This is a genomic window from Streptomyces sp. V1I1 (genome assembly GCF_030817355.1).
In the GTDB taxonomy this organism is placed as follows: Bacteria; Actinomycetota; Actinomycetes; order Streptomycetales; family Streptomycetaceae; genus Streptomyces.
The window spans coordinates 6495086-6519593 of sequence record NZ_JAUSZH010000001.1 but is presented as its reverse complement, the minus strand read 5'-3'; the positions used below and the strand labels follow the sequence as shown (position 1 = coordinate 6519593).

20 protein-coding genes and 1 riboswitch are annotated in these 24508 nt (G+C 71.7%); of the genes, 16 read left to right on the top strand and 4 right to left on the bottom strand.

Going from position 1 to position 24508, the window contains the following annotated elements; all coding sequences use genetic code 11:
- The 8 genes from QFZ67_RS30495 (at window position 1) to cobI (ending at window position 11825) form a co-directional block, all read left to right on the top strand.
- On the top strand, window positions 1-225 hold the full coding sequence (locus tag QFZ67_RS30495) for a hypothetical protein (RefSeq protein WP_307664274.1): 225 nt from the start codon (window positions 1-3) through the stop codon (window positions 223-225).
- Window positions 226-348: 123 nt separating this feature from the next.
- Window positions 349-492: riboswitch (cobalamin riboswitch) on the top strand.
- A gap of 105 nt (window positions 493-597) precedes the next feature.
- Complete coding sequence (locus QFZ67_RS30490; RefSeq protein ID WP_307664273.1) at window positions 598-1563, top strand: cobalamin biosynthesis protein; 966 nt, start codon at window positions 598-600, stop codon at window positions 1561-1563.
- The gene (locus QFZ67_RS30485; protein WP_307664272.1) at window positions 1560-3125 is read left to right on the top strand and encodes a cobyric acid synthase; all 1566 of its coding nucleotides are present in this window, start codon (window positions 1560-1562) and stop codon (window positions 3123-3125) included. The genes QFZ67_RS30490 and QFZ67_RS30485 overlap by 4 nt, the downstream gene beginning before the upstream one ends.
- A complete protein-coding gene (gene cobN / locus QFZ67_RS30480) occupies window positions 3122-6772 on the top strand; it encodes a cobaltochelatase subunit CobN (RefSeq protein WP_307664271.1) in 3651 nt (1216 codons plus the stop codon). The genes QFZ67_RS30485 and cobN overlap by 4 nt, the downstream gene beginning before the upstream one ends.
- A gap of 283 nt (window positions 6773-7055) precedes the next feature.
- Window positions 7056-9074 carry a putative cobaltochelatase gene (locus QFZ67_RS30475; protein WP_307664270.1) on the top strand — a complete coding sequence of 673 codons (2019 nt, stop codon included), beginning with the start codon at window positions 7056-7058 and terminating at the stop codon, window positions 9072-9074.
- Complete coding sequence (gene cobO, locus QFZ67_RS30470) at window positions 9074-9673, top strand: cob(I)yrinic acid a,c-diamide adenosyltransferase (protein WP_307664269.1); 600 nt, start codon at window positions 9074-9076, stop codon at window positions 9671-9673. The genes QFZ67_RS30475 and cobO overlap by 1 nt, the downstream gene beginning before the upstream one ends.
- Complete coding sequence (locus tag QFZ67_RS30465; protein WP_307664268.1) at window positions 9667-11082, top strand: cobyrinate a,c-diamide synthase; 1416 nt, start codon at window positions 9667-9669, stop codon at window positions 11080-11082. Before cobO ends, QFZ67_RS30465 begins: the two co-directional genes overlap by 7 nt.
- Window positions 11079-11825: a precorrin-2 C(20)-methyltransferase gene (gene cobI / locus QFZ67_RS30460; protein WP_307664267.1), complete on the top strand. Its 747-nt coding sequence runs from the start codon at window positions 11079-11081 to the stop codon at window positions 11823-11825. The genes QFZ67_RS30465 and cobI overlap by 4 nt, the downstream gene beginning before the upstream one ends.
- A gap of 5 nt (window positions 11826-11830) precedes the next feature.
- Here the strand turns inward: cobI and QFZ67_RS30455 are convergent, their stop codons facing one another.
- Entirely contained in the window at window positions 11831-12550 is a 720-nt protein-coding gene (locus QFZ67_RS30455; protein ID WP_307664266.1) for a ZIP family metal transporter, read from the bottom strand.
- 109 nt (window positions 12551-12659) lie between these two features.
- Here QFZ67_RS30455 and cobM point away from each other — a divergent pair, with 109 nt between their 5' ends.
- From cobM to cobC, 4 genes are all read left to right on the top strand, one after another.
- Window positions 12660-13508: a precorrin-4 C(11)-methyltransferase gene (gene cobM, locus QFZ67_RS30450; RefSeq protein WP_307664265.1), complete on the top strand. Its 849-nt coding sequence runs from the start codon at window positions 12660-12662 to the stop codon at window positions 13506-13508.
- Window positions 13505-15199 carry a precorrin-3B C(17)-methyltransferase gene (gene cobJ, locus QFZ67_RS30445; protein WP_307664264.1) on the top strand — a complete coding sequence of 565 codons (1695 nt, stop codon included), beginning with the start codon at window positions 13505-13507 and terminating at the stop codon, window positions 15197-15199. The genes cobM and cobJ overlap by 4 nt, the downstream gene beginning before the upstream one ends.
- A 134-nt stretch (window positions 15200-15333) precedes the next feature.
- Complete coding sequence (locus tag QFZ67_RS30440; RefSeq protein WP_307664263.1) at window positions 15334-16272, top strand: sirohydrochlorin chelatase; 939 nt, start codon at window positions 15334-15336, stop codon at window positions 16270-16272.
- Window positions 16256-17311 (top strand): Rv2231c family pyridoxal phosphate-dependent protein CobC, encoded by a 1056-nt coding sequence (gene cobC / locus QFZ67_RS30435; protein WP_307664262.1) that lies wholly within the window; start codon window positions 16256-16258, stop codon window positions 17309-17311. Before QFZ67_RS30440 ends, cobC begins: the two co-directional genes overlap by 17 nt.
- 101 nt (window positions 17312-17412) lie before the next feature.
- On the opposite strand, the gene QFZ67_RS30430 is transcribed toward cobC, so the two are convergent.
- Together QFZ67_RS30430 and QFZ67_RS30425 are read right to left on the bottom strand one after the other, a co-directional pair.
- Window positions 17413-18381, bottom strand: coding sequence for an SCO1860 family LAETG-anchored protein (locus QFZ67_RS30430; RefSeq protein WP_307664261.1), 969 nt, complete (start codon window positions 18379-18381; stop codon window positions 17413-17415).
- 306 nt (window positions 18382-18687) lie between these two features.
- Complete coding sequence (locus QFZ67_RS30425; protein ID WP_307664260.1) at window positions 18688-19773, bottom strand: amidohydrolase family protein; 1086 nt, start codon at window positions 19771-19773, stop codon at window positions 18688-18690.
- Window positions 19774-20182: 409 nt separating this feature from the next.
- Between QFZ67_RS30425 and ectA the strand changes: the two genes are divergently transcribed.
- From ectA to thpD, 4 genes are read left to right on the top strand one after another with little or no spacing between them, the layout of a single operon-like run.
- Window positions 20183-20719: a diaminobutyrate acetyltransferase gene (gene ectA / locus QFZ67_RS30420; RefSeq protein WP_307664259.1), complete on the top strand. Its 537-nt coding sequence runs from the start codon at window positions 20183-20185 to the stop codon at window positions 20717-20719.
- Window positions 20720-20742: 23 nt separating this feature from the next.
- A complete protein-coding gene (ectB, locus tag QFZ67_RS30415; RefSeq protein WP_307664258.1) occupies window positions 20743-22011 on the top strand; it encodes a diaminobutyrate--2-oxoglutarate transaminase in 1269 nt (422 codons plus the stop codon).
- Window positions 22012-22069: 58 nt separating this feature from the next.
- The gene (locus QFZ67_RS30410; RefSeq protein WP_307664257.1) at window positions 22070-22468 is read left to right on the top strand and encodes an ectoine synthase; all 399 of its coding nucleotides are present in this window, start codon (window positions 22070-22072) and stop codon (window positions 22466-22468) included.
- A 3-nt stretch (window positions 22469-22471) separates the two neighbouring features.
- Window positions 22472-23368 (top strand): ectoine hydroxylase, encoded by an 897-nt coding sequence (gene thpD / locus QFZ67_RS30405; RefSeq protein ID WP_307664256.1) that lies wholly within the window; start codon window positions 22472-22474, stop codon window positions 23366-23368.
- 69 nt (window positions 23369-23437) lie between these two features.
- Here thpD and QFZ67_RS30400 read toward each other — a convergent pair whose 3' ends face one another.
- A complete protein-coding gene (locus QFZ67_RS30400; protein WP_307664255.1) occupies window positions 23438-24505 on the bottom strand; it encodes an alkene reductase in 1068 nt (355 codons plus the stop codon).
- Window positions 24506-24508: the final 3 nt, after the last annotated feature.

The following is a 24508-nucleotide window of genomic DNA, read 5'->3' as shown; positions in this document are numbered from 1 at the left end:
ATGAAAATCGACTGGGCAGCACTCGGCTCCGTCTTCGGCGTGAGCCTCGTCGCCACCGTCGCCCTGGTGGGCCTGTTCACCCTGGGCGTCGTGGGCCTGACCAAGCAGGAGTCGGCGGCCGGAGGACGCGGCGGCTCCGCGGTCCTGGCGCGCACGGGCGCATACGCCTGCTTCGCGCTCTGCGCGGCGGCCGTGGCGTACGGGATCTATCTGATCGTCGTCTGACGGCGGCTCACTCAGCACAAGGTCGGGCCGGGCACCCCTTCGGGTGACCCGGCCCGGCCTTTTCCCGTGCCGTAGATGTGGGGCTCGGCACACTGTCCCACCGCAGGTCAAGGGCGAGTTGACGGGCGTTCTCGCACGTGGTGGACTGCCGAGGCCATCTACGGCGACAGAAGAGGAAGCCGGTGCGAATCCGGCGCGGTCCCGCCACTGTCACCGGGGGAGCACTCCCCCGGAAGCCAGGAACTCTCACCGCCGATCACGTCGAACCAGGGCGCGGACACCCTGAGTGAGGACATATCGCCATGCGCGGCTGCGGTTCAGTTCCTGCTGTGGGTACGAGGGCCATTCCAGGCGAAACGTCGGCCTGAACCCATGCGTGCCGACCGCACTTTCGCCTACGGCGCCACCGCCGGCCTGGTCGGCGACCTGCTGCTCGGCGACCCTCGCCGGGGGCATCCGGTCGCCGCGTTCGGACGGGCCGCGGGCGCCGTCGAGCGCGTTCTGTGGCGCGACCACCGTGGCTGGGGCGCGCTGCACACCGCCGTGTGCGCCGGGGGCGCCGCGGCTGCCGCCGCGCTCCTCGCCCGCGGGGTACGGGGCCGCTCCGCCTCGTCCGTCGCGCTGACCGCCGCCGCCACCTGGGCCGTCGTCGGCGGCACATCGCTGGGCCGTGAGGCGCGGGCCGTCGGCGGCGCGCTCGCCGCCGGGGACGTGGAGGTGGCCCGGGAGCGGCTGCCGCATCTGTGCGGGCGAGACCCGCAGAGCCTGAACGAGCAGCAGATCGCCCGCGCCGTCGTGGAATCCGTCGCCGAGAACACCTCCGACGCGGTGGTGGGCGCGCTGGTCTGGGGAGCGCTCGCGGGTGTGCCGGGTCTGGTGGGTTTCCGGGCGGTCAACACGCTGGACGCGATGGTCGGCCACAAGTCGCCCAGATACGGGCGGTTCGGCTGGGCCTCGGCGCGCCTCGACGACGTGGCGTGCTGGCCGGGCGCCCGCCTCACCGCGGGTCTGGCGGTGCTCGCCGGCCAGGACCCGCGCGGAGCCGTACGGGCGTGGCGGGACGACGCGAAGAAGCATCCGAGTCCGAACGCGGGCCCGGTGGAGGCGGCGTTCGCGGGGGCGCTCGGCGTACGGCTGGGCGGAACCCTCTCGTACGGCGGACGCGTCGAGCACCGTCCCGTACTCAACGGCACCGGCCGCCCGGTGCAGTTCGGCGACATCGAACGTGCCGTGCGGCTGTCGCGCCGCGTCGGCTGGCTGACACTGGCGGCCTGCGCCACGGGCCGCGTGGCGGGGCACGCGCTGCGTGTGCGGCACGCCGGAAAGGGGCGGGGATGAGCAGACGGAAGGCCGGGGGGCTGCTGGTCGCCGGGACCACCTCCGACGCGGGCAAGAGCGTCGTCACGGCCGGGATCTGCCGGTGGCTCGTACGGCAGGGAGTGAAGGTCGCGCCCTTCAAGGGGCAGAACATGTCGCTCAATTCGTTCGTGACGCGCGAGGGCGCGGAGATCGGGCGGGCGCAGGCCATGCAGGCGCAGGCCGCGCGCGTGGAGCCGAGCGCCCTGATGAACCCGGTGCTGCTCAAGCCGGGCAGCGACCGCTCCAGCCAGGTCGTACTGATGGGCAAGCCGGTGGGCGAGCTGAGTGCCCGCGGCTACCACGGCGGGCGGCAGGAAGCCCTGCTGAGTACGGTCGTGGAGTGCCTGGAAGAGCTGCGGGGCACGTATGAAGCCGTGATCTGCGAGGGGGCGGGCAGTCCGGCCGAGATCAATCTGCGGCGTACGGACATCGTGAACATGGGCATCGCACGGGCCGCACGGCTCCCGGTGCTGGTCGTCGGAGACATCGACCGCGGTGGCGTCTTCGCCTCCTTCTTCGGTACGACGGCGCTGCTGAGCGCCGAGGACCAGGCGCTGGTCGCGGGGTACTTGGTCAATAAGTTCCGGGGCGATGTGTCGCTGCTCGAGCCTGGCCTGGAGATGCTGCACGGGCTGACCGGACGGCACACGTACGGAGTGCTGCCCTTCGCGCACGGCCTCGGCATCGACGAGGAGGACGGGATGGGGGTCCCCCCGGCCGGAGGCTGGGGGAGCGTCTCCCTGCGCGGCGCGGTACGGGAGTCGGTGGTAGCGCCTCCTGTCGGCGAGGACGTGCTGCGCGTCGCCGTGTGCGCCGTACCGCTGATGTCGAACTTCACGGACGTGGACGCGCTGGCCGCCGAACCGGGCGTCGTCGTGCGGTTCGTGGACCGGGCCGAGGAGCTCGTCGACGCCGACCTGGCGGTCGTGCCGGGCACGCGTGGGACTGTGCGCGCCCTGGAGTGGCTGCGCGAGCGGGGGCTCGCGGACGCGCTGAAGCGGCGGGCCGCCGAGGGCAGGCCCGTACTGGGCATCTGCGGCGGATTCCAGCTGCTCGGCGAGCACATCGACGACGAGGTCGAGTCGCGGGCGGGCCATGTCCCAGGCCTCGGCCTGCTGCCCGTACGCATCCGGTTCGCCGTCGAAAAGACGCTGGCCAGGCCCGTCGGTGAGGCGCTCGGCGAAGCCGTAGAGGGTTACGAGATCCACCACGGCGTCGCCGAAGTACTCGGGGGCAGAGCCTTCTTGGACGGCTGCCGGGTCGGCTCCGTGTGGGGCACGCACTGGCACGGGTCGCTGGAGAGCGACGGCTTCCGGCGCGCCTTCCTGCGCGAGGTGGCCGCGGCCGCGGGACGGCGCTTCGTGCCCGCCCCGGACACCAGTTTCGGCGCGCTGCGCGAGGAGCAGCTGGACCGGCTCGGCGATCTGATCGAGGAACACGCGGATACGGATGCGCTGCTGCGGCTCATCGAGTCGGGCGCACCGTCAGGACTTCCCTTCATTCCACCCGGAGCACCCGGAACACTTGGAGCGCCCGTATGAGCACCGTGCTGTTGCTGTCCACCGCCGACACGGATCTGCTGGCGGCCCGGGCCTCCGGCGCGCCGTACCGGATCGGCAATCCGACCCGTATCGATGTTGCCCAGGAGCTGCCCGCGCTCGTCGAGGGCGCGTCCGTCGCGGTCGTACGGCTGCTCGGCGGCAAGCGGGCCTGGGAGGACGGGCTCGCCGCGCTGCGCGCGTCCGGCGTCCCGACCGTGCTGCTGGGCGGCGAGGCCGCCCCCGACGCGGAGTTGATGGCCGAGTCGTCGGTGCCCGCCGGTGTGGTCGCCGAGGCGCTGCGCTATCTCGTCGAGGGCGGCCCCGGCAACCTGGTGGAGCTGGCCCGGTTCCTCTCCGACACCGTTCTGCTGACCGGCCAGGGCTTCGCGGAGCCGCAGAAGATGCCCGAGTGGGGCGTGCACGGCACGCGCGCGTACATCGAGGGGCGGCCGAGTGTCGGCGTGCTCTTCTACCGGGCCCACCACCTCTCCGGGAACACCGCCTTCGTCGATACCCTCTGCGACCGGATCGAGGCGCGGGGCGCCAACGCCCTTCCCGTGTACTGCGGTTCACTGCGCGGCGCCGACCCGCAGCTGTACGAGCTGCTCGGCAAGACCGACGCTCTGGTCGCCACCGTGCTGGCCGCAGGCGGTACACGCGCCAGTGACGCGAGCGCCGGCGGGGACGACGAGGCCTGGGACGTCGGGGCGCTCGCCGAGCTGAACGTGCCCGTCCTCCAGGGGCTCTGCCTGACCTCGTCGCGGGCCGCCTGGGAGGCGTCGGACGCGGCGCTGTCCCCGATGGACGCGGCGATGCAGGTGGCGATCCCCGAGTTCGACGGGCGGCTGATCACGGTCCCGTTCTCGTTCAAGGAGCAGGGCCCCGACGATGTGCCGGTGTACGTCGCCGACCCCGAGCGGGCCGGGCGCGTCGCCGGAATCGCCGTACGCCACGCGAAGTTGAAGCACAAGCCGAACGCGGAGAAGAAGCTCGCGCTCGTCTTCACCGCCTATCCGACGAAGCACTCGCGGGTGGGCAATGCCGTCGGTCTCGACACGCCCGCCTCCGCGGTGCGGGTCCTGGACGCCCTGCGCGACGCCGGATACGCCGTCGAAGGGCATCCGGACAACGGCGACGAGCTGATTCACCGGCTCATCAACGCCGGCGGCCACGATGTGGAGTGGCTGACCGAGGAGCAACTGGCAGCAGCCCCCGCGCGCGTGCCGCTCGCCGACTACCGCGCCTGGTTCGACAAGCTGGACCCGGAGCTGCGCGACAGCATGCTGGAGCACTGGGGCGAGCCCCCCGGCTCGCTCTACGTCGACGGCGACGAGATCGTCCTCGCCTCCCTCCAGTTCGGGAATGTCGTCGTGATGATCCAGCCGCCGCGCGGCTTCGGCGAGAACCCGATCGCGATCTACCACGACCCCGACATGCCGCCCTCGCACCACTACCTGGCGGCGTACCGGTGGCTCGACCATTCCTTCGGCGCCGACGCGGTCGTCCACATGGGCAAGCACGGCACGATGGAGTGGCTGCCCGGCAAGGGGCTCGGCCTGTCGGCGGGCTGCGGTCCGGACGCGGTGCTCGGCGAACTGCCGCTCGTCTACCCGTTCATCGTCAACGACCCCGGCGAGGGCACCCAGGCCAAGCGGCGCGGCCACGCCACGGTCGTGGACCATCTGGTGCCGCCGATGGCTCGCGCGGACACCTACGGCGATCTGGCAAAGCTGGAGCAGCTGCTCGACGAGTACGCGCTCGTCAGCGATCTCGATCCGACGAAGGCCCCGGCCGTACGGGCGCAGATCTGGACGCTCGTGAAGGCCGCCGAGCTCCACCACGACCTGCATGTCGACGAGCAGCCGGACGACGGCGACTTCGACGAGTTCGTCATGCACATCGACGGCTACCTCTGCGAGATCAAGGACGTCCAGATCAGGGACGGTCTGCACATCCTGGGCGGCGGGCCACAGGCGGAGGCCCGGGTCAATCTCGTACTGGCGGTGCTGCGCGCGTCCCAGGTGTGGGGCGGCCAGGCGAACGCCCTGCCGGGGCTGCGGGCCGCTCTCGCCGAGCACTTCGGCCTCGAGGAGAAGGCGCTGCTCGCCGAGCCGGGCGCGGCGGTGAAGGTACCGGTGGAGCTGACCTCGCTGGTCGAGGGACCCGCGCGGACGGGTGCCGACGCGATCGATCTGCTGGAGCAGCTGTGCCGCCGCCTCGCGGAGGGGATGGAGCAGCGGGGCTGGGACGTCTCGACTGCGGCGGCGCTGGTACGGGATGTGCTCGGCGTCGAACTCCCGGACGCGGTGGCCGTGTTGGGGTTCGCCTGCGAGGAGGTCGTGCCGCGGCTTGCCCGTACGACCGACGAGATCGGCAACATCCTGCGGGCGCTGGACGGCGGCTATGTGCCCGCCGGTCCTTCCGGGTCGCCGACCCGCGGGCTGGTCAACGTCCTGCCGACCGGCCGCAACTTCTACTCCGTCGACCCGAAGGCGATCCCGTCCCGGCTGTCGTGGGAGGTCGGCCAGGCGCTGGCCGACTCGCTGGTGGAGCGGTATCTGGCGGACACGGGCGCGTACCCGAAGTCGGTGGGACTGACGGTGTGGGGCACGTCGGCGATGCGCACACAGGGCGACGACATCGCCGAGATCCTGGCGCTGCTGGGCTGCCGGCCGGTCTGGGACGACGCGTCGCGGCGGGTGACGGGCTTCGAGATCGTGCCCGCGCAGGAGCTGGGACGGCCGCGCATCGATGTGACGGTGCGGATCTCGGGCTTCTTCCGGGACGCCTTCCCGCATGTGGTGGGGCTCATCGACGACGCCGTACGGGCGGTGGCGGAGCTGGACGAACCGGCCGAGGCCAACTACGTACGGGCGCACGCGGACGAGGACACGGCCGCGCACGGCGACCGGCGGCGGGCCACGGCGCGGATCTTCGGCTCGAAGCCGGGGGCGTACGGAGCCGGGCTGCTGCCGCTGATCGACGCCCGGAACTGGCGCTCGGACGCCGACCTCGCCGAGGTGTACGCGGTATGGGGCGGCTATGCGTACGGGCGCGGGCTCGAAGGGCGGGCGGCGCGCGGGGACATGGAGACGGCGTTCCGGCGGATCGCGGTCGCCGCGAAGAACGTCGACACGCGGGAGCACGATCTGGTCGACGCGGACGACTACTTCCAGTACCACGGCGGGATGGTCGCCATGGTGCGGCATCTGACGGGTGAGTCGCCCGAGGCGTATGTGGGTGACTCCGCGGTGCCGGACCAGGTGAAGACGCGCACGCTGGGCGAGGAGACGCACCGGGTGTTCCGGGCGCGGGTGGTCAATCCGCGGTGGATGGCGGCGATGCGGCGGCACGGGTACAAGGGCGCGTTCGAGATGGCCGCGACGGTGGACTACCTGTTCGGGTACGACGCGACGGCGGGTGTCGTCGACGACTGGATGTACGAGAAGTTGTCGGCGGAGTACGTCTTCGACCCGGAGAACCGGGAGTTCATGCAGAAGTCCAACCCTTGGGCGCTGCGGGGGATTACGGAGCGGCTGCTGGAGGCGGCGGAGCGGGGGCTTTGGGCGGAGCCGGACGGGGAGACGCTGGAGCGGCTTCGGCAGACGTACCTGGAGCTCGAGGGCGACTTGGAGGGGGACGAGTGAGGAGGCCTGCCAGCTGCTGGGGCTCCGCCCCACACCCTCCCCCTACGCCCTGCGGGCGTAGGGGGACCCCCACGCCTCAAACGCCGGCGAGGCTTGATTCGGGGCTCCGCCCCGGGCCCCGCGCCTCAAACGCCGGCGGGGTTCCAACGGGGCCCGTTGGGGGTCCCCCCGGACGAAGTCTGGGGGAGATTGAGGACTGGGGGTCCAGGGGACGAAGCCCCCTGGTTACGGGAAAGGGCGGGGTGGGGCAATCTCCCCGCCTGAACACGATCGAGGAGCCCGCATGAGCACCCCATACCCCTTCACCGCGATCGTCGGCATGGACGACCTGCGGCTCGGGTTGCTGCTGAACGCGGTCTCGCCCGCCGTGGGTGGTGTGCTCGTCCGCGGCGAGAAGGGCACCGCCAAGTCCACCGCCGTACGGGCCCTTTCCGCCCTCCTGCCCGAGGTGCCGGTCGTCGCCGGGTGCCGGTTCTCCTGCGACCCCGCGGCGCCCGACCCCGCGTGCCCCGACGGTCCGCACGAGGCCGGTGGCGGTGTGGCGCGGGCCGCACGGATGGTTGAGCTGCCCGTCGGGGCGTCCGAGGACCGGCTCGTCGGGGCCCTCGACATCGAGCGGGCGCTGGCCGAGGGCGTCAAAGCCTTCGAGCCGGGGCTGCTCGCGGACGCGCACCGCGGGATTCTCTACGTCGACGAGGTCAACCTGCTGCATGACCATCTGGTCGACCTGCTGCTGGACGCGGCCGCCATGGGCGCCTCGTACGTCGAGCGTGAAGGCGTCTCGGTGCGGCACGCCGCCCGTTTTCTGCTCGTGGGGACGATGAACCCCGAAGAGGGCGAGCTGCGGCCGCAGTTGCTGGACCGATTCGGGCTCACCGTCGAGGTGGCGGCGTCGCGCGAGCCCGACCAGCGGGTGGAGGTGGTGCGGCGGCGGCTCGCCTACGACGACGATCCGGCCGGATTCGCCGCTCGCTGGGCGGACGACGAGGCGGCCCTGCGGGCGCGGATCGTGGCCGCGCGGGCGCTGCTGCCCGACATCCGGCTGGGGGACGGCGCGTTGCGGCAGATCGCCGCGACCTGCGCGGCCTTCGAGGTGGACGGCATGCGCGCGGACATCGTGATGGCACGGACCGCGACGGCGCTGGCCGCGTGGGCGGGGCGCAGCGACGTACTCGCCGAGGACGTGCGGCAGGCCGCTCTGCTGGCACTCCCGCACCGGCGGCGGCGCAATCCCTTCGACGCGCCCGGTCTGGACGAGGACAAGCTCGACGACACGCTGGAGGAGTTCGGCGGCGAGGAGGACGATCCGGATCCCGACGGTCCGGGCGGCGGTGGCCGCCCGCCTCAGGACGGTCCCGGCACACCGCCGCAGGGCGATGCGGGGCAGGGCGACGCTGAGCAGGCTGACACGCCCGCGCAGCCGCATGAGGCCGACGGCGGGGAGCCGCAGGTCGCGGGCGGCGGTGAGCAGCAGGCCGTACGGGCCGCGGAGCCGTTCCGTACGAAGGTGCTGAGCGTGCCCGGCCTGGGCGAGGGCGCGACGGGGCGCAGGTCCCGTGCGCGGACCGAGCACGGCCGGACGACGGGGGCGCGGCGGCCCCGAGGGGCGCTCACCAAGCTGCACTTGGCGGCGACCGTGCAGGCCGCGGCCCCGCACCAGCGGGCGCGCGGGCGCAGCGGCCGCGGCCTGGTGGTGCGGCGTGACGATCTGCGGCAGGCGACCCGGGAGGGGCGCGAGGGGAACCTCGTGCTGTTCGTCGTCGACGCATCGGGGTCGATGGCGGCCAGGCAGCGGATGAGCGCGGTCAAGGGCGCGGTGCTGTCACTGCTGCTCGACGCCTACCAGCGGCGCGACAAGGTCGGCCTGATCACCTTCCGCGGGAAGGACGCGGAGGTGGCGCTGCCGCCGACGTCGTCGGTGGACGCGGCCGCCGCGCGTCTTGAGACGCTGCCGACGGGTGGCCGTACGCCGCTGGCGGCCGGGCTGTTGCGGGCGCACGACGTACTGCGCGTGGAGCGCCTGCGCGATCCGTCCCGCCGGCCACTGCTGGTCGTGGTGACGGACGGCCGCGCGACGGGCGGGGTCGATCCGGTCGCGCTGGCGGCGCGGGCCGGGCGGCTGCACGCCTCGGAGGGCACGGCCGCGATCGTCGTGGACTGCGAGTCCGGGCCGGTACGCCTCGGTCTTGCCGGCACGCTCGCGGGCGATCTCGGCGGCACGGCCGTCACACTCGACGAGCTGCGGGCCGATTCCATCGCCGGGCTCGTCCGCGACGTACAAGGATCAAGGAGGGCAGCCTGATGCCACAGGGACAGCCGGCCGTCGTGCCGGACGACGGACTCACGACGCGTCAGCGCCGTAACCGCCCACTCGTCGTCGTGCATACGGGCATCGGCAAAGGGAAGTCGACGGCCGCGTTCGGGCTCGCGCTGCGCGCCTGGAACCAGGGGTGGCCGATCGGGGTTTTCCAGTTCGTGAAGTCCGCGAAGTGGAAGGTCGGCGAGGAGAACGCGCTGAAGGTCCTCGGCGCCTCCGGCGAGGGCGGCCCGGTCGCCTGGCACAAGATGGGCGAGGGCTGGTCGTGGGTCCAGCGCGACAGGCAGCTCAACAACGAGGAGGCGGCGCGCGAGGGCTGGGAGCAGGTCAAGCGCGACCTGGCGGCCCAGACGTACCAGCTGTATGTGCTGGACGAGTTCGCGTATCCCATGCACTGGGGGTGGGTGGACACGGCCGAGGTGATCGACGTACTGCGGAACCGGCCCGGCAGCCAGCATGTGGTCATCACCGGCCGCAACGCTCCGGCGGAGCTCGTCGACTTCGCCGATCTGGTGACCGACATGTCGAAGGTGAAGCACCCGATGGACGCCGGTCAGAAGGGGCAGCGGGGCATCGAGTGGTAGCACGTCTCGTGATCGCCGCGCCGTCGTCCGGCAGCGGCAAGACCACCGTCGCGACGGGCCTGATGGCGGCCTTCGTCGCGACGGGGCTTTCCGTGTCCCCGCACAAGGTCGGCCCGGACTACATCGACCCGGGCTACCACTCCCTCGCGACGGGCCGCCCGGGGCGGAACCTGGACGCGTATCTGTGCGGTACGGAGCTGATGGCACCGCTGTTCGCGCACGGCGCGGCGGGGTGCGACCTGGCGGTCGTCGAGGGCGTGATGGGACTGTACGACGGTGCGGCGGGGGCAGGTGAACTGGCGTCCACGGCACAGGTGGCGAAGCTGCTGCGGGCGCCGGTGGTGCTGGTGGTGGACGCGTCGTCGCAGTCGCGGTCGGTGGCGGCGCTGGTGCACGGGTTCGCGTCGTGGGATCCGCAGGTGCGGATCGGGGGCGTGATCCTGAACAAGGTCGGGTCGGACCGGCATGAGGAGTTGCTGCGGGAGGCGCTGGACGAGTCGGGCGCACCGGTGCTGGGGGTGCTGCGGCGGGTGGACGCGGTGGGGACGCCCAGCCGCCACCTCGGGCTGGTGCCGGTCGCCGAGCGGCGGGCGGATGCGGTTGAAGCGGTGCGGGCGATGGGGGAGCAGGTGCGGGCGGGGTGCGACTTGGAGGCCCTGCTCGCGCTGGCGCGCAGCGCGCCCGCAGTGCCGGACGCGGCGTGGGACACGGGGGTGGCCTGCGGCGCTGTTCCCCACCCCGCCCTTTCCCGTAACCGGGGGCTCCGCCCCCAGGGTCCGGGGCGGAGCCCCGGGGAACAAGGCCGCCGCCGGCCGCTCGTCGCCGTCGCCGGTGGGCCCGCCTTCACCTTCTCCTACGCCGAGCACACCGAACTCCTCACCGCCGCCGGCGCCGACATCGTCACCTTCGACCCCCTCCGGGACGAGCAACTGCCCGACGGGACAAGCGGACTGGTCATCGGCGGCGGATTCCCCGAGGTGTACGCCCCCGAGCTGTCCGCCAACGAACCGCTCCGCAAGGCCGTCGCCGAGCTTGCGCACTGCGGCGCGCCCGTCGCCGCCGAGTGCGCCGGGCTGCTGTATCTCGCGCGGTCGCTGGACGGGCAGCCGATGTGCGGGGTGCTGGACGCCGAGGCGCGGATGGCGGACCGGCTGACGCTCGGCTACCGCGAGGCCGTCGCAGTGAGCGACAGCGCGCTCGCCGCGGCCGGGACGCGGATGCGCGGGCACGAGTTCCACCGGACCGTCGTCGAGCCTGCCGCAGGAGCCGCCCCCGCCTGGGGGATGCACCGGCCCGAGCGCCGCGTCGAGGGGTTCGTACAGCAGGGCGTGCATGCGAGCTATCTGCATACGCACTGGGCTTCCGAGCCCGGCACTGCCCGCCGATTCGTTGAAAGGTGTACGCGATGAGCAGGTTGATCGGGGTCGGAGTGGGGCCCGGTGACCCGGAGTTGGTGACCGTGAAGGGCGTGCGCGCCCTTCAGGAGGCCGATGTCGTCGTCGTGCCCGTGATGGCCGCATCCGACGGAAAAGACGGCGGCGAGCCGGGACGCGCCGAGTCGACCGTCCTGCACTACGTCGACGCCGACAAGGTCGTACGGGTCGTCTTCGCGCTCAACGAGCGCAGCGACCGCGCCCGGCGCGAGGCCGCCTGGGACGCCGCAGGCGAGTCCGTCGCCGCGCTGCTGCGCGACCGCGGCACCGTCGCCTTCGCGACCATCGGCGACCCCAACGTGTACTCCACGTTCACCTACCTCGCCGAGACCATCGGTGGACTCGTGCCGGACGTCGTCGTCGAGACCGTGCCCGGCATCACCGCGATGCAGGATCTCGCGGCCCGCAGCGGCGCGGTCCTCACCGAGGGCACCGAGCCGCTGACCCTGGTGCCGGTGACCGCGGGGGCCGCCGTGCTCAAGGACGCTCTGGAGGGGCCCGGAACGGTCGTCGCCTACAAGTTCGGGCGGCTCGCGGCGGAGGTGGCGACCGCGCTGCGGGAGACGGGGCGTACCGAGGGCGCGGTGTGGGGGTCGGCGCTCGGGCTTCCCGAGGAGTCGATCCGGCCGGCGGCGGAGCTGGCCGAGGGCCCGTTGCCGTATCTGTCGACGCTGATCGCGCCCGCGCCGCGCGGCGGCGGCCGCGGGGGCAAGCTGTGAACTCCTCACTCGGCGAGGCCCACCACCAGCCAGATGAAGCCCACTCCCCCGGCCGTGCAGAGCAGGGTGGAGCGGGCGGGGTGGGAGTGGTGCGCCTCGGGGAGGATCTCGGCCGCGGCGAGATAGAGCAGGGCACCACCGAAGAACCCGAGATAGCTGCCGAGGAATTCGACCGGCAGCGTGAACAGCAGAGTGGACGCGGCGCCGACGACGGGGGCGAGCGCGTCGGCGACGAGCATCGCGACCGCCCTGCCGCGGGAGTTCCCGTACAGGCTGGTGATCGTGTACGTGTTGAAGCCGTCGGCGAAGTCGTGGGTGATGACGGCGAGCGCCACGGTCGCGCCCATGCCCTCGCCCACCTGGAAGGCCGCGCCGATCGCGATGCCGTCCATCAGGCTGTGGCCGACCATCGCCGCGGCCGCCGTCAGACCCACCTGCGGGACGCGCTCATCCGCGCCGTGTGCGGCCTGACGGACGGCCAGCAGCCGTTCCACCAGGTGCGCGGCGAGGAAGCCGCCGACGAACAGCAGCAGTGCCTGCGGCACTCCGAACACCTCGTTGCCCGCCGCCCTAAGTGCCTCGGGCAACAGGTCCAGGCCGACCACACCGAGCATCAGCCCGCCGGCCAGGCCCAGCACGAGGTGGCGGCGGTCAGTGACGCGCCCAGCCGTCCAGCCGCCGAACAGCGTCATCAGGAACGCGCCGAGCGCGACGAACACCGCCATGCGCCTTTGCTAGCGGATTGACCGGCCTCACGGCACAACAGAGATCTAGATCCACCCGAATGACCCGAGCGACACGTAAGAGACGAACCATCCGAGAGGACCACTGCTGATGGCCGATGCCGCCACCCACGGCAAGGTGACCTTCGTCGGCGCCGGCCCGGGCGCCGCCGATCTGCTGACGTTCCGGGCCGCGCGGGCCATCGCCGACGCCGACATCGTCATCTGGGCGGCGAGCCTGGTGCAGGCGGACGTTCTCGACCACGCTCGCGAGGGCGCCGAGATCCTCGACTCGGCGGCGATGTCGCTCGAGGACGTCGTCGCGGTGTACGAGCGGGCCCGCGACGAGGATCTGAAAGTGGCCCGCATCCACTCCGGCGACCCCGCCCTGTGGGGCGGCACACAGGAACAGCTCGACCGGTGCGTGGAGCTGGGACTCGCCGTCGAGATCGTGCCGGGCGTCTCGTCGTTCTCGGCGGTCGCGGCGATCGCGCAGCGCGAGCTGACGATCCCGGAGGTGGCGCAGTCCGTGATCCTGACCCGGCTCGGCGGCGGCAAGACGCCGATGCCGCCGGGCGAGGAGGTACGGGAGTTCGCGCGGCACGGCACGACGATGGCGCTGTTCCTGTCGGCGGCACGCTCGGGCCAGTTGACGCAGGAGCTGCTTGAGGGCGGCTATCCGACCAGTACGCCGGTAATCGTGGCGTACCAGGCGACCTGGCCGGAGGAGCTGATCCTGCGCTGCACGATCGGCACGCTGGAGGAGACCGTCAAGGAGCACAAGCTCTGGAAGCACACGCTGTTCCTGGTGGGGCCGGCGCTGGCGGCTTCCGGGACGCGTTCGCACCTCTACCACCCGGGGCACTTCCACGGCTTCCGGAAGGCCGACCCGGCCGCCCGCAAGGCGCTGCGCGCACAGGGCGCGAACGAAGGAGCAATCGAAGGAGCGACGCAGAAGTGATCGGCCTGATCTCAGCGACAGCGGCGGGCGCGGCCGCCCGTGACCGGCTTGCGGCGGCGTGGCCCGGCCGCACGAAGGTGTACGAAGGGCCGGTGCGCGAGAGCGTCGAGCGGGCCTTCGCGGAGTGCGAACAGCTGGTGTGCTTCCTGGCGACGGGCGCGGTCGTACGGATCGTCGCCCCGCTGTTGGCGGGCAAGTCCGCCGACCCGGGCGTGGTGTGTGTGGACGAGGGGCAGCGGTACGCGGTGTCCCTGCTGGGCGGCCACGGTGGCGGCGCGAATGCCTTGGCAGCGGCAGTGGGTGACGTTCTCGGTGCGGAGCCGGTCGTCACGACGGCGACGGACGCCGCCGGGATCCCGGGCCTGGACACGCTGGGCTGGCCGGTCGAGGGCGCGGTCGCGTCCGTGACGCGGGCGGTGCTCGACGGCGACCCGGTGGCTCTGCGGGCGGACGCGGTGTGGCCGCTGCCGCCGCTGCCGGGGAATGTGGCGCCGGGGGGCGAGGGCGCTGCCGCCGCTCTTCATGTCACGGACCGGGTCGTCGAAACCGGCCCGCACGACGCGGTGTTGCGGCCGCCGTCGCTGGTCGTCGGGGTCGGTGCGTCCAAGGGCGCTCCCGTCGAGGAGATCCTCTCGCTGGTCGGGACGGCGCTGAGCGAGGCGGGGCTGTCGGTTCGATGCGTCGCGGAGCTGGCGACCGTCGACGCGAAGGCGGACGAGCCCGGCATCGTCGGGGCCGCTCAACGGCTCGGGGTGCCCCTGGTGACGCATGCCGCCGAGCGGCTCGCCAAGATCGCCGTGCCGAACCCGTCCGGCGCGCCGCTCGCCGCGGTGGGCACGCCGTCCGTCGCCGAGGCCGCGGCGCTCGCGGGCGGCGGCGAACTCCTCGTCCCGAAGCGGAAGTCGAACCCCGCCGACCGGGCCGCGATGGCGACCTGCGCGGTCGTGCGCAGGGCGCCGCGCGGGCGGCTCGCCGTGGTCGGGCTCGGGCCCGGGGCCCGCGATCTGGTCACCCCTCGCGCCACGGAGGAGCTGCGGCGCGCGTCCGTACTGGTCGGGCTCGATCAGTACGTCGACCAGATCCGCGACCTGCTCAGGCCCGGCACCCGGGTCATCGAGTCCGGCCTCGGTGCGGAGGAGGAGCGGGCCCGTACGGCTGTCGCCGAGGCCCGCGCCGGGCATGCGGTCGCGCTGATCGGCAGCGGTGACGCGGGCGTGTACGCGATGGCCTCCCCCGCGCTCGCCGAGGCGTCCGACGACATCGACGTGGTGGGCGTGCCGGGCGTGACCGCGGCGCTGGCCGCAGCCGCGATCCTGGGCGCGCCGCTGGGGCACGACCATGTCTCGATCAGCCTGTCGGATCTGCACACGCCGTGGGAGGTCATCGAACGCCGGGTGCGGGCCGCCGCGGAGGCGGACATCATCGTGACCTTCTACAACCCGCGGAGCCGCGGCCGCGACTGGCAGCTCCCGAAGGCGCTGTCCATCCTTGCCGAACACCGGGAGCCGCAGACGCCGGTGGGTGTCGTACGCAACGCGTCCCGGCCGGACGAATCCAGCCGCCTCACGACACTCGCCGGACTGGATCCGGCGACGGTGGACATGATGACCGTCGTGACGGTCGGCAACACGGCCACGCGCGAGATCGCGGGCCGAATGGTGACCCCGCGCGGCTACCGGTGGCAGTCATGACGCCACCCCGCCGGCCGCGCGGGCACACGTCGCCGCGCCGCGCACCGACGCCGTACCCCCTGGACATGTTTTAGAAGTCCCGCCGCACCCCCGCCGCAAGCTCAGCCGCACCACCCCCACCTCAAGGAGAACGCGTGACCACCCCGCCCGCACTGCTCATCGCCGGCCACGGCACCCGTGACGAAGCCGGGGCCGAGGCCTTCCGGGACTTCGTACGGGAGCTGGGGCGGCGCCATCCCGAACTCCCCGTCGGGGGCGGCTTCATCGAACTGTCCCCGCCGCCCCTCGGCGAAGCCGTCGCCGAGCTGGTGGAGCGCGGTGTGCAGCGCTTCGCCGCGGTGCCGCTGATGCTGGTGTCCGCCGGGCACGCCAAGGGCGACATCCCGGCCGCGCTGGCCCGCGAGCGGGAGCGGCACCCCGGGATCTCGTACACCTATGGCCGTCCCCTCGGCCCGCATCCCTCGCTGCTGCGCGTCCTGGAGCGGCGGCTCGACGAAGCACTGGGCTCCGTCTCCCGTACGCCCGCGGACCGCGCCGATGTGACCGTGCTGCTGGTGGGCCGCGGTTCGACCGACCCGGACGCCAACGCCGAGGTGCACAAGGCGGCCCGGCTCCTGTGGGAGGGGCGTGGATACGCGGGCGTGGAGACGGCGTTCGTGTCGCTCGCCGCGCCCGATGTGCCGAGCGGTCTGGACCGGTGCGTAAAGCTGGGGGCGCGCCGGATCGTGGTGCTGCCGTACTTCCTGTTCACCGGGATCCTGCCGGACCGGGTGCTCCAGCAGACGCAGGGCTGGGCGGAGGCGCACCCCGAGGTGGAGGTCGTGTCGGCCGATGTGATCGGTCCGACCGAGGAGTTGCTCGACCTGGTGATGGAGCGCTACCGGGAGGCCGTCGCGGGCGACATCCGGATGAACTGCGACACCTGCGTGTACCGGATCGCGATGCCGGGCTTCGAGGACAAGGTGGGCCTTCCGCAGCAGCCGCACTTCCACCCGGACGACGACGGGCACCACCACGGTCACGGGCACGGAAGCGCCCATCACCACCACGGCAGCCATGCGCACTCACACTGACGCACACGACCTGCGGCACCACGGTGACGCGGAGGTGCGCGACGCCGATCTGACGGACCTCGCGGTCAATGTCCGCACCGGGACTCCCCCGGCCTGGCTCCGTGAGCGCATCGCCGGCTCGCTGACCGGCCTTGCCGCCTATCCGGACGGGCGGGCGGCGCGGGCGGCGGTCGCGCGGCGGCACGGTCTGCCGGTGGAGCGGGTGCTGCTGACGGCGGGGGCCGCCGAGGCGTTCGTCCTGCTCGCCCGTGCACTGACGGTACGTCACCCACTGGTGGTGCACCCGCAGTTCACGGAGCCGGAGGCGGCGCTTCGGGACGCGGGGCACGAGGTGGCGCGGCTGCTGCTGCGGGAGCAGAACGGCTTCCGGCTCGACCCGGCTGCCGTGCCCGACGCGGCGGACCTGGTGATGATCGGCAATCCGACCAACCCCACGTCCGTACTGCATCCGGCAGCCGACATCGCCGAACTGGCCCGCCCCGGACGGCTGCTGGTGGTGGACGAGGCCTTCATGGACGCGGTGCCGGACGAGCCCGAGGCGCTGGCGGGCCGGACCGATGTACCGGGCCTTGTGGTGCTGCGCAGCCTGACGAAGACCTGGGGGCTGGCGGGCCTGCGTATCGGCTATGTGCTGGCCGAGCCGGAGACCATCGAGGCACTGGAGCGGGCTCAGCCGCTGTGGCCGGTGTCGACGCCCGCGCTGGCGGCGGCCGAGGCGTGCATGGAGCCCGCCGCGCTCAAGGAGGCCGAGCAGGCCGCCCATTTGATGGCGACAGAGCGGGCCCATCTGCTGGCGGGGCTGGCGGAGTTCGAGGAGGTACGGGTGGTGGCGGCGGCCGAGGCCCCGTTCGTGCTCGTACACGTCCGGCGAGGCGCCGAGGTGCGGAAGCGGCTGCGCGGTCTGGGCTTCGCGGCCCGCCGCGGCGACACATTCCCGGGCCTCGGCCCGGGCTGGCTGCGGCTGGCGGTACGCGACCGGGTGACGACCAACCGCTTTCTGCAGGCGCTCGACCAGGCGCTGACGATGGTGGGGGACTAGACCGCGGGACGCCGGACGGGCTGATGTGTCAGCCCGTCCGGCGTTCGAGGACCGGGGTTCGGGACGGAGCCCCGAGGCGGGGTCCGGGGCGGAGCCCCAGGTCAGCGGCGGGCGCGGGCGCGGACCAGCAGCAGCGCGCCTCCCCCGAGCGCGAGCATCATGGCCGCCCCGCCCGCGATGTACGTCGTCGTGGCGCTGCCGCCGGTCTCCGCGAGGTTCTCCCCGGCGGGGTTCTCCCCGGCGGGGTTCTCACCGGACTGGGCCTGCACGCCTTCGCCCGACTTGTCGGACGGCTCCTGCGTGTCGTCCGACGGCTCCTGCGTGTCGGGGGCGGTGGCGTTGGCGGCGGCCTTGGGCGACTCGCACTTCGCCTCGACGAGGGTGACCACGCCGGTCACGTCGGCGACGTTCAGCTTGGCAGGGTTGACCGAGACCTTGAGCTCCAGCGCGGTGGCGGCGGCCGTACGGGACGTGGTGTGCGTCTTCGACAGATCGAGCGTCACCTCGCCGACGCCGGGCACATCGACCCGGGTGGTGCCCTTGGCGGAAAGCGTGACCTTCTTGCCGAGCACGGTCACATGGCCGAGCACATTCGACTCGGCGACCGGCTGCTTGCCCGCCTCGCAGACGGCCTTCGACGTGACCTTCTCGACCTCGATCAGGGAGAGCAGCGGCAGCCCGGGCACGTGCACCCGGGCGCGCACGAGGTTGGAGTACCCCTCGGCCCTGTGCTTGTCGACGGTCGCCTTCGCGGTGGCCACGTCCGCGCGCAGCACCTGGATGGGCCTGCCCTGGTCGACCCCGTCCAACTGCACGGTCAGCGCGGTCTTCTCGGCACTCGCCGGGGCCTGCACCTCGTTGAGCGTGGCCTTGAGCGGGACGTCGACGGTCTTGCTGAGCAGGGAAACATCGAGACCGGTACGGAGCACGACCGCACTCGCCCGACCCTCGCCGCTCCCGGTGGCGTGCGCCGGGGCGGCGAGGGCCACGGGGCCGGCGACCAGCGCGGCGGCGGCCGTGACGGCGGCGCAGCGGCGTGCGGCGGGCATGCGGAAGGTGTTGCTGTTCAAGGTGGTGGAACCCCCACAAGAGACATGGCGTCGCCGACCGCCCCACTGGGACGCGTGGGCGGCGGCGACCAAGACACCGGAATCCTGTACGCACTGAGAGTGAACTGACAGACGCCTGGCGCGAGTTCACCCCAAAGTGGGGTTTCCGTGCCCGTATTCGATTCTTGAGGTACGGATGTTCCCCTGAACCGCGCGTGTCACGGCGACGGGGTGGTGCGCCGGTCGACCCCGCGGGATCGCGTGTGGAGTGCTCAACCAGTGTTTCCAGCCCTGGGCCACGCTCGGTCAGCACGGCGGCGGTGTCCGTCAGCCGACCACCCGGCCGTTGAGGATCACCCGCCGCGGCCCCGCCAGCGCCCTGACGTCTGCCCGCGGATCCTCGTCGTACACCACCAGATCCGCCGGTGCGCCCTCCTCGAGCACCGGGCGGCCCAGCCACTGGCGCGCCCCCCAGGCCGTCGCCGACAGGGCCTGCAGCGGCGGGATGCCGGCCTTCACCAGCTCGGCCACCTCGGCCGCCACCAGGCCGTGCGCCAGCGAGCCGCCCGCGTCCGTGCCGACGAAAATGGGCACCCCCGCGTCGTACGCCGCGCGCACCGTGTCGTAGCGGCGCTGGTACAGCCGCCGCATATGGGCGGACCAGACAGGGAACTTGGCCTCGCCGCCCGCCGCGAGGTCCGGGAACGTGGCGATGTTGACCAGCGTCGGCACGATCGCGACACCCCGCTCCGCGAACAGCGGGATGGTGTCCTCGGTGAGCCCGGTGGCGTGCTCGATGCAGTCGATGCCCGCCTCGACCAGGTCCCTCAGCGCTGCCTCGGCGAAGCAGTGGGCGGTCACCCGCGCGCCCAGCCGGTGCGCCTCGGCGATCGCCGCCTCGACCGCGCCGCGCGGCCAGCAGGCGGTCAGATCCCCGGCGTCCCGGTCGATCCAGTCGCCGACGAGCTTGACCCACCCGTCGCCGCGCCGGGCTTCCTGGGCGACGTACGCGACGAGGTCGTCGGGCTCGATCTCATGGGCGAAGTTGCGGATGTAGCGGCGGGTGCGCGCGATGTGACGGCCCGCCCTGATGATCTTCGGCAGGTCCTCCCGGTCGTCGATCCAGCGGGTGTCGGACGGTGATCCCGCGTCCCGGATGAGCAGCGTGCCCGCGTCCCGGTCGGTGAGGGCCTGCTTCTCGCTGGTCGCCTCGTCGACCGCGCCGTGGTGGTCGAGCCCGACATGGCAGTGCGCGTCGACCAGGCCGGGGAGCGCCCAGCCCTGGACGGTGACGGCCTCGGCGCGGGGCCGGTCGTAGGAGATCCGGCCGTCCACCACCCACAGTTCGTCCCGCGCCTCCTCAGGCCCGACGAGCACCCGCCCCTTCACATGCAGCACTGCGTGATCGCTCATATCGAGCACTGTACGAGGCGCTGTGGAGGCGGCCCGCCGGGCGGTCACCGGGGCCTGCCGGCGACGGTGAACAGCATTTCTCCTGGTATCAAAGTCGGCGTTAATTAAAAATGCGGGAAGATGCTTTATTCCAGGCAGCTTCCCGTATTCTTCTGCCCCCGTTACGCGATCCTAAACGCCAAGATTTCGATAGGATCGAACTGCGTAATTCGGACGGGTCTCGTTGCCGTTACGGATGTGTGACCGACCCCACAGAGCGCCCGATTCGCCCCTTATTTACAGCACAAATCACCTGAAACCGCCGGTCGGCAGCACTAGCGCCCGCGCCCGCGCGATAACACAAAGAGGCGCTCCACCCAACCCCTTCCCTCAGTGCATTTTCGGAATTAGCTCGGTAAATTACTTCGGCATGACCGCCGCACAAGAAGACCTTGTACGAGCCAACCCCCCGAACGAATTCCCGGAGATCGACACCCCCCGAGTGGAGGACGGAGCCGCGATCTGGCGCATCGCCCGCGACTCCGAGGTCCTGGACCTCAACTCCTCGTACAGCTATCTGCTGTGGTGTCGCGACTTCGCAGCCACCTCGCTGGTGGCGCGTGGCCGTGACGGTGAGCCGATCGCCTTCGTCACCGGCTATGTGCGCCCCGACCGCCCGGAGGCCCTGGTCGTCTGGCAAGTCGCCGTCGACCACGCGCACCGCGGCCGGAGGCTCGCCGGTGTGCTGCTCGACGCGCTGACCGCCAAGGTCACGGACGAGCGCGGGGTGCGCGAGGTCGAGACGACCATCACCCCCGACAACACCGCGTCCGACCGGCTGTTCACCTCGTACGCCAAGCGCCACGGGGCGCCGCTCGCGCGTGAAGTCCTGTTCGACGGCGGACTGTTCCCCGAAGGAACGCACCAGCCGGAAGTGCTGTACCGCATCGGCCCCTTCTCCGCCTGACCCCCCACATCTGGAGACTTGCTGTGACCATCACCCCGCCCGCCCTGAGTGTCTTCGAGACCCTGGAGTCGGAGGTGCGCAGCTACTGCCGCGGTTGGCCCGCTGTGTTCGACCGTGCGCAGGGCAGCTACCTCCACGACGAGGACGGACACACCTACCTCGACTTCTTCGCCGGCGCCGGATCGCTCAACTACGGGCACAACAACCCGGTGCTGAAACGCGCGTTGATCGACTACATAGAGCGCGACGGCATCACGCACGGCCTGGACATGGCGACCACGGCCAAGCGCGCCTTCCTGGAGTCGTTCCAGAACGTGATCCTGCGGCCGCGCGACCTTCCGTACAAGGTCATGTTCCCTGGCCCGACCGGCACCAACGCGGTCGAGTCGGCGCTCAAGCTGGCCCGCAAGGTGAAGGGGCGCGAGTCCGTCGTCTCGTTCACCAACGCCTTCCACGGCATGTCGCTCGGCTCGCTCGCCGTCACGGGCAACGCCTTCAAGCGGGCCGGCGCCGGCATCCCGCTGGTGCACGGCACACCGATGCCGTTCGACAACTACTTCGACGGCCAGGTCCCCGACTTCCTCTGGTTCGAGCGCCTCCTCGAGGACCAGGGCTCCGGCCTCAACAAGCCGGCCGCTGTGATCGTCGAGACCGTGCAGGGCGAGGGCGGCATCAATGTGGCCCGCGCCGAGTGGCTGCGCGCGCTCCAGAACCTGTGCCACCGCCAGGACATGCTGCTGATCGTCGACGACATCCAGATGGGCTGCGGCCGCACCGGCGGCTTCTTCTCCTTCGAGGAGGCGGGCATCACGCCGGACATCGTCACTCTGTCGAAGTCGATCAGCGGCTACGGACTGCCCATGTCGCTCTGCCTGTTCAAGCCGGAGCTGGACATCTGGGAGCCGGGCGAGCACAACGGCACGTTCCGCGGCAACAACCCCGCCTTCGTCACCGCCGCCGCCGCGCTCGACACCTACTGGGCCGACGGCCAGATGGAGAAGCAGACCCTCGCTCGCGGCGAGCAGGTTGAGCAGGCGCTGCTGGCCATCGCCGGCGAGAGCGGCGAGCCGGGCGTGAGCTTCCGGGGCCGCGGTCTGGTGTGGGGCCTGGAGTTCGAGGACAAGGCGCGCGCCTCGGCGATCTGCGCCCGCGCCTTCGAGCTGGGGCTGCTCCTTGAGACCTCCGGCCCGGAGAGCGAGGTGGTCAAGCTGCTGCCCGCGCTCACCGTCTCCCCCGAGGAGCTCGACGAGGGTCTGCGCATCCTGGCCCGCTCCGTCCGCGAGACGGCCTGACCCCCCGTACCAACCCCCGCAGGAACCCGGCGGGGAAGAGGAAAGGCAACAACTCACCGTGATTGTCCGATCGTTCAAGGACATCGAGAACACCGACCGCCATGTGAAGGCGGCGTCCGGGACCTGGGAGAGCAAGCGCATCGTGCTCGCCAAGGAGAAGGTCGGCTTCTCGCTCCACGAGACCGTGCTGTACGCGGGTACGGAGACGTCGATGTGGTACGCGAACCACATCGAGGCCGTGCTCTGCGTGGAGGGCGAGGCCGAACTCACCAACGACGAGACCGGCGAGACGCACTGGATCGAGCCCGGCACGATGTATCTGCTGGACGGCCATGAGCGCCACACCATGCGTCCCAAGACCGATTTCCGCTGTGTCTGCGTCTTCAACCCGCCCGTCACCGGACGGGAGGACCACGACGAGAACGGCATCTATCCGCTGCTCACCGAGGAGGGCTGATCCATGACCACCGCCGCTGTACGCACCGACCTGTACCCGACTCGTGGCGTGAACGAGGTGACGACCCCGCGCCAGGACCCGGTGGTCTGGTCGGCGCCCGGCGCGCCGGGGCCGATCGCCACCTCCGGGCTGATGGAGTTCGAGCGCGACGGCTTCCTCACCGTCGACGAGCTGATCTCGCAGGACGAAGTCGCGCTCTACCGCGCCGAGCTGGACCGGCTGATCGCCGATCCCGCCGTACGGGCCGACGAGCGCTCGATCATCGAGCCTGAGTCTCAGGACGTGCGCTCGGTCTTCGAGGTGCACAGGCTCAGCGAGATCTTCGCCTCTCTGGTGCGCGACGAGCGGGTGGTGGGCAGGGCCCGGCAGATCCTCGGCTCGGACGTGTACGTCCACCAGTCCCGTATCAATGTGAAGCCGGGCTTCGGCGCCTCGGGCTTCTACTGGCACTCGGACTTCGAGACCTGGCACGCCGAGGACGGTCTGCCGAACATGCGCACCGTCTCGGTCTCGATCGCGCTGACCGAGAACCTCGACACCAACGGCGGGCTGATGATCATGCCCGGGTCGCACAAGACGTTCCTGGGGTGCGCGGGCGAGACGCCGCAGGACAACTACAAGAAGTCGCTGCAGATGCAGGACGCGGGCACGCCCTCGGACGCGGCGCTGACGCGGTTCGCCGACCGGCACGGCATCCGGTTGTTCACCGGCAGGGCGGGGTCCGCGACCTGGTTCGACTGCAACTGTATGCACGGCTCCGGGGACAACATCACCCCGTACCCGCGCAGCAATGTCTTCATCGTCTTCAACAGCGTGGAGAACGCGGCGGTCAAGCCCTTCGCGGCGCCGGTGCCCAGGCCGTCGTTCATCGGGGCGCGGGACTTCACGCCGGTGCGCTAGCCAGTCCTGTTACGAATGGGCCGGGCGCCCCTCACGGAGAGGGGCGCCCGGCCCATTCGTACAACCGCCTTACAGGGTCGGGTAGTCGATGTAGCCCTTGTCGTCACCGCCGAAGAACGTGGCCGTGTCCGGGGTGTTGTACGGGCCTTCGGCCTTGAGCCTGACGGGCAGGTCCGGGTTGGCCAGGAACAGCGAGCCGAAGGCGAGGATGTCGGCGATACCGTCCTCGATCAGCTCCAGCGCCCTGTGGTCGGTCGGCCCCTCGGTCGCCGGGTTGAGGATGAACGTGCCGCTGAACTGCTTGCGCAGCGCGAGCGTCACGTCCCTGAGCCCCGGGACCATCTCGACGATGTGCAGATAGCCGAGGCCCAGCGGCTCCAGCTCCCCGACCAGTGCGGGGTAGACCGTCTCCGGGTCGGTCTCGGCGATGTCGTTGTACGGGTTGCCGGGAGAGATCCGCAGTCCGGTCCGCTCGGCACCGATCGCCGCGGCCACGGCCTGCGTCACCTCGACGGCGAAGCGGATGCGGTTCTCGACGGAGCCGCCCCACTCGTCGGTGCGCAGGTTGGTGTTGGGGGCGAGGAACTGGTGGATGAGGTAGCCGTTGGCGCCGTGCAGCTCGACGCCGTCGAATCCGGCCTCGATGGCGTTGCGGGACGCCTCGACGAACTCGCCGACAACGGCGCGTACTTCGTCACCGGACAGCTCGCGCGGGGCGATGAAGTCCTTGGGACCCTCGTGCGTGAAGAGCTGACCCGCGGCGGCGACGGCGGACGGGGCCACGCTCACCTGGCCGTCCGGGAACAGCACCGGGTGGCCGATGCGTCCGGCGTGCATGATCTGGGCGAAGATCTTCCCGCCCTTGGCGTGCACGGCGTCGGTGACCTTGCGCCAGGCCGCCACCTGCTCGGCGCTGTGCAGGCCCGGGGTGTCCGGGTAGCCCTGGCCGACGACCGAGGGCTGGATGCCCTCGGTGATGATCAGGCCTGCCGAGGCGCGCTGGCCGTAGTACTCGACGGTGGAGTCGGTGACTGTGAGGCCCGCGCCGTGCGCCCTGCTACGGGTCATCGGCGCCATGGCGATCCGGTTGCCGAGCTGTGTGCCGGACAGGTCGATCGGGTCGAATGCGGTGGTCATGAA

What these genes read in the sequence shown, in the direction of transcription:
- QFZ67_RS30495 (WP_307664274.1), top strand. Translation starts at nt 1, where the DNA reads ATGAAAATCGACTGGGCAGCACTCGGCTCCGTCTTCGGCGTGAGCCTC.
- QFZ67_RS30490 (WP_307664273.1), top strand. Translation starts at nt 598, where the DNA reads ATGCGTGCCGACCGCACTTTCGCCTACGGCGCCACCGCCGGCCTGGTC.
- QFZ67_RS30485 (WP_307664272.1), top strand. Translation starts at nt 1,560, where the DNA reads ATGAGCAGACGGAAGGCCGGGGGGCTGCTGGTCGCCGGGACCACCTCC.
- cobN (WP_307664271.1), top strand. Translation starts at nt 3,122, where the DNA reads ATGAGCACCGTGCTGTTGCTGTCCACCGCCGACACGGATCTGCTGGCG.
- QFZ67_RS30475 (WP_307664270.1), top strand. Translation starts at nt 7,056, where the DNA reads ATGAGCACCCCATACCCCTTCACCGCGATCGTCGGCATGGACGACCTG.
- cobO (WP_307664269.1), top strand. Translation starts at nt 9,074, where the DNA reads ATGCCACAGGGACAGCCGGCCGTCGTGCCGGACGACGGACTCACGACG.
- cobI (WP_307664267.1), top strand. Translation starts at nt 11,079, where the DNA reads ATGAGCAGGTTGATCGGGGTCGGAGTGGGGCCCGGTGACCCGGAGTTG.
- QFZ67_RS30455 (WP_307664266.1), bottom strand. Translation starts at nt 12,550, where the DNA reads ATGGCGGTGTTCGTCGCGCTCGGCGCGTTCCTGATGACGCTGTTCGGC.
- cobM (WP_307664265.1), top strand. Translation starts at nt 12,660, where the DNA reads ATGGCCGATGCCGCCACCCACGGCAAGGTGACCTTCGTCGGCGCCGGC.
- cobC (WP_307664262.1), top strand. Translation starts at nt 16,256, where the DNA reads ATGCGCACTCACACTGACGCACACGACCTGCGGCACCACGGTGACGCG.
- QFZ67_RS30425 (WP_307664260.1), bottom strand. Translation starts at nt 19,773, where the DNA reads ATGAGCGATCACGCAGTGCTGCATGTGAAGGGGCGGGTGCTCGTCGGG.
- ectA (WP_307664259.1), top strand. Translation starts at nt 20,183, where the DNA reads ATGACCGCCGCACAAGAAGACCTTGTACGAGCCAACCCCCCGAACGAA.
- thpD (WP_307664256.1), top strand. Translation starts at nt 22,472, where the DNA reads ATGACCACCGCCGCTGTACGCACCGACCTGTACCCGACTCGTGGCGTG.
- QFZ67_RS30400 (WP_307664255.1), bottom strand. Translation starts at nt 24,505, where the DNA reads ATGACCACCGCATTCGACCCGATCGACCTGTCCGGCACACAGCTCGGC.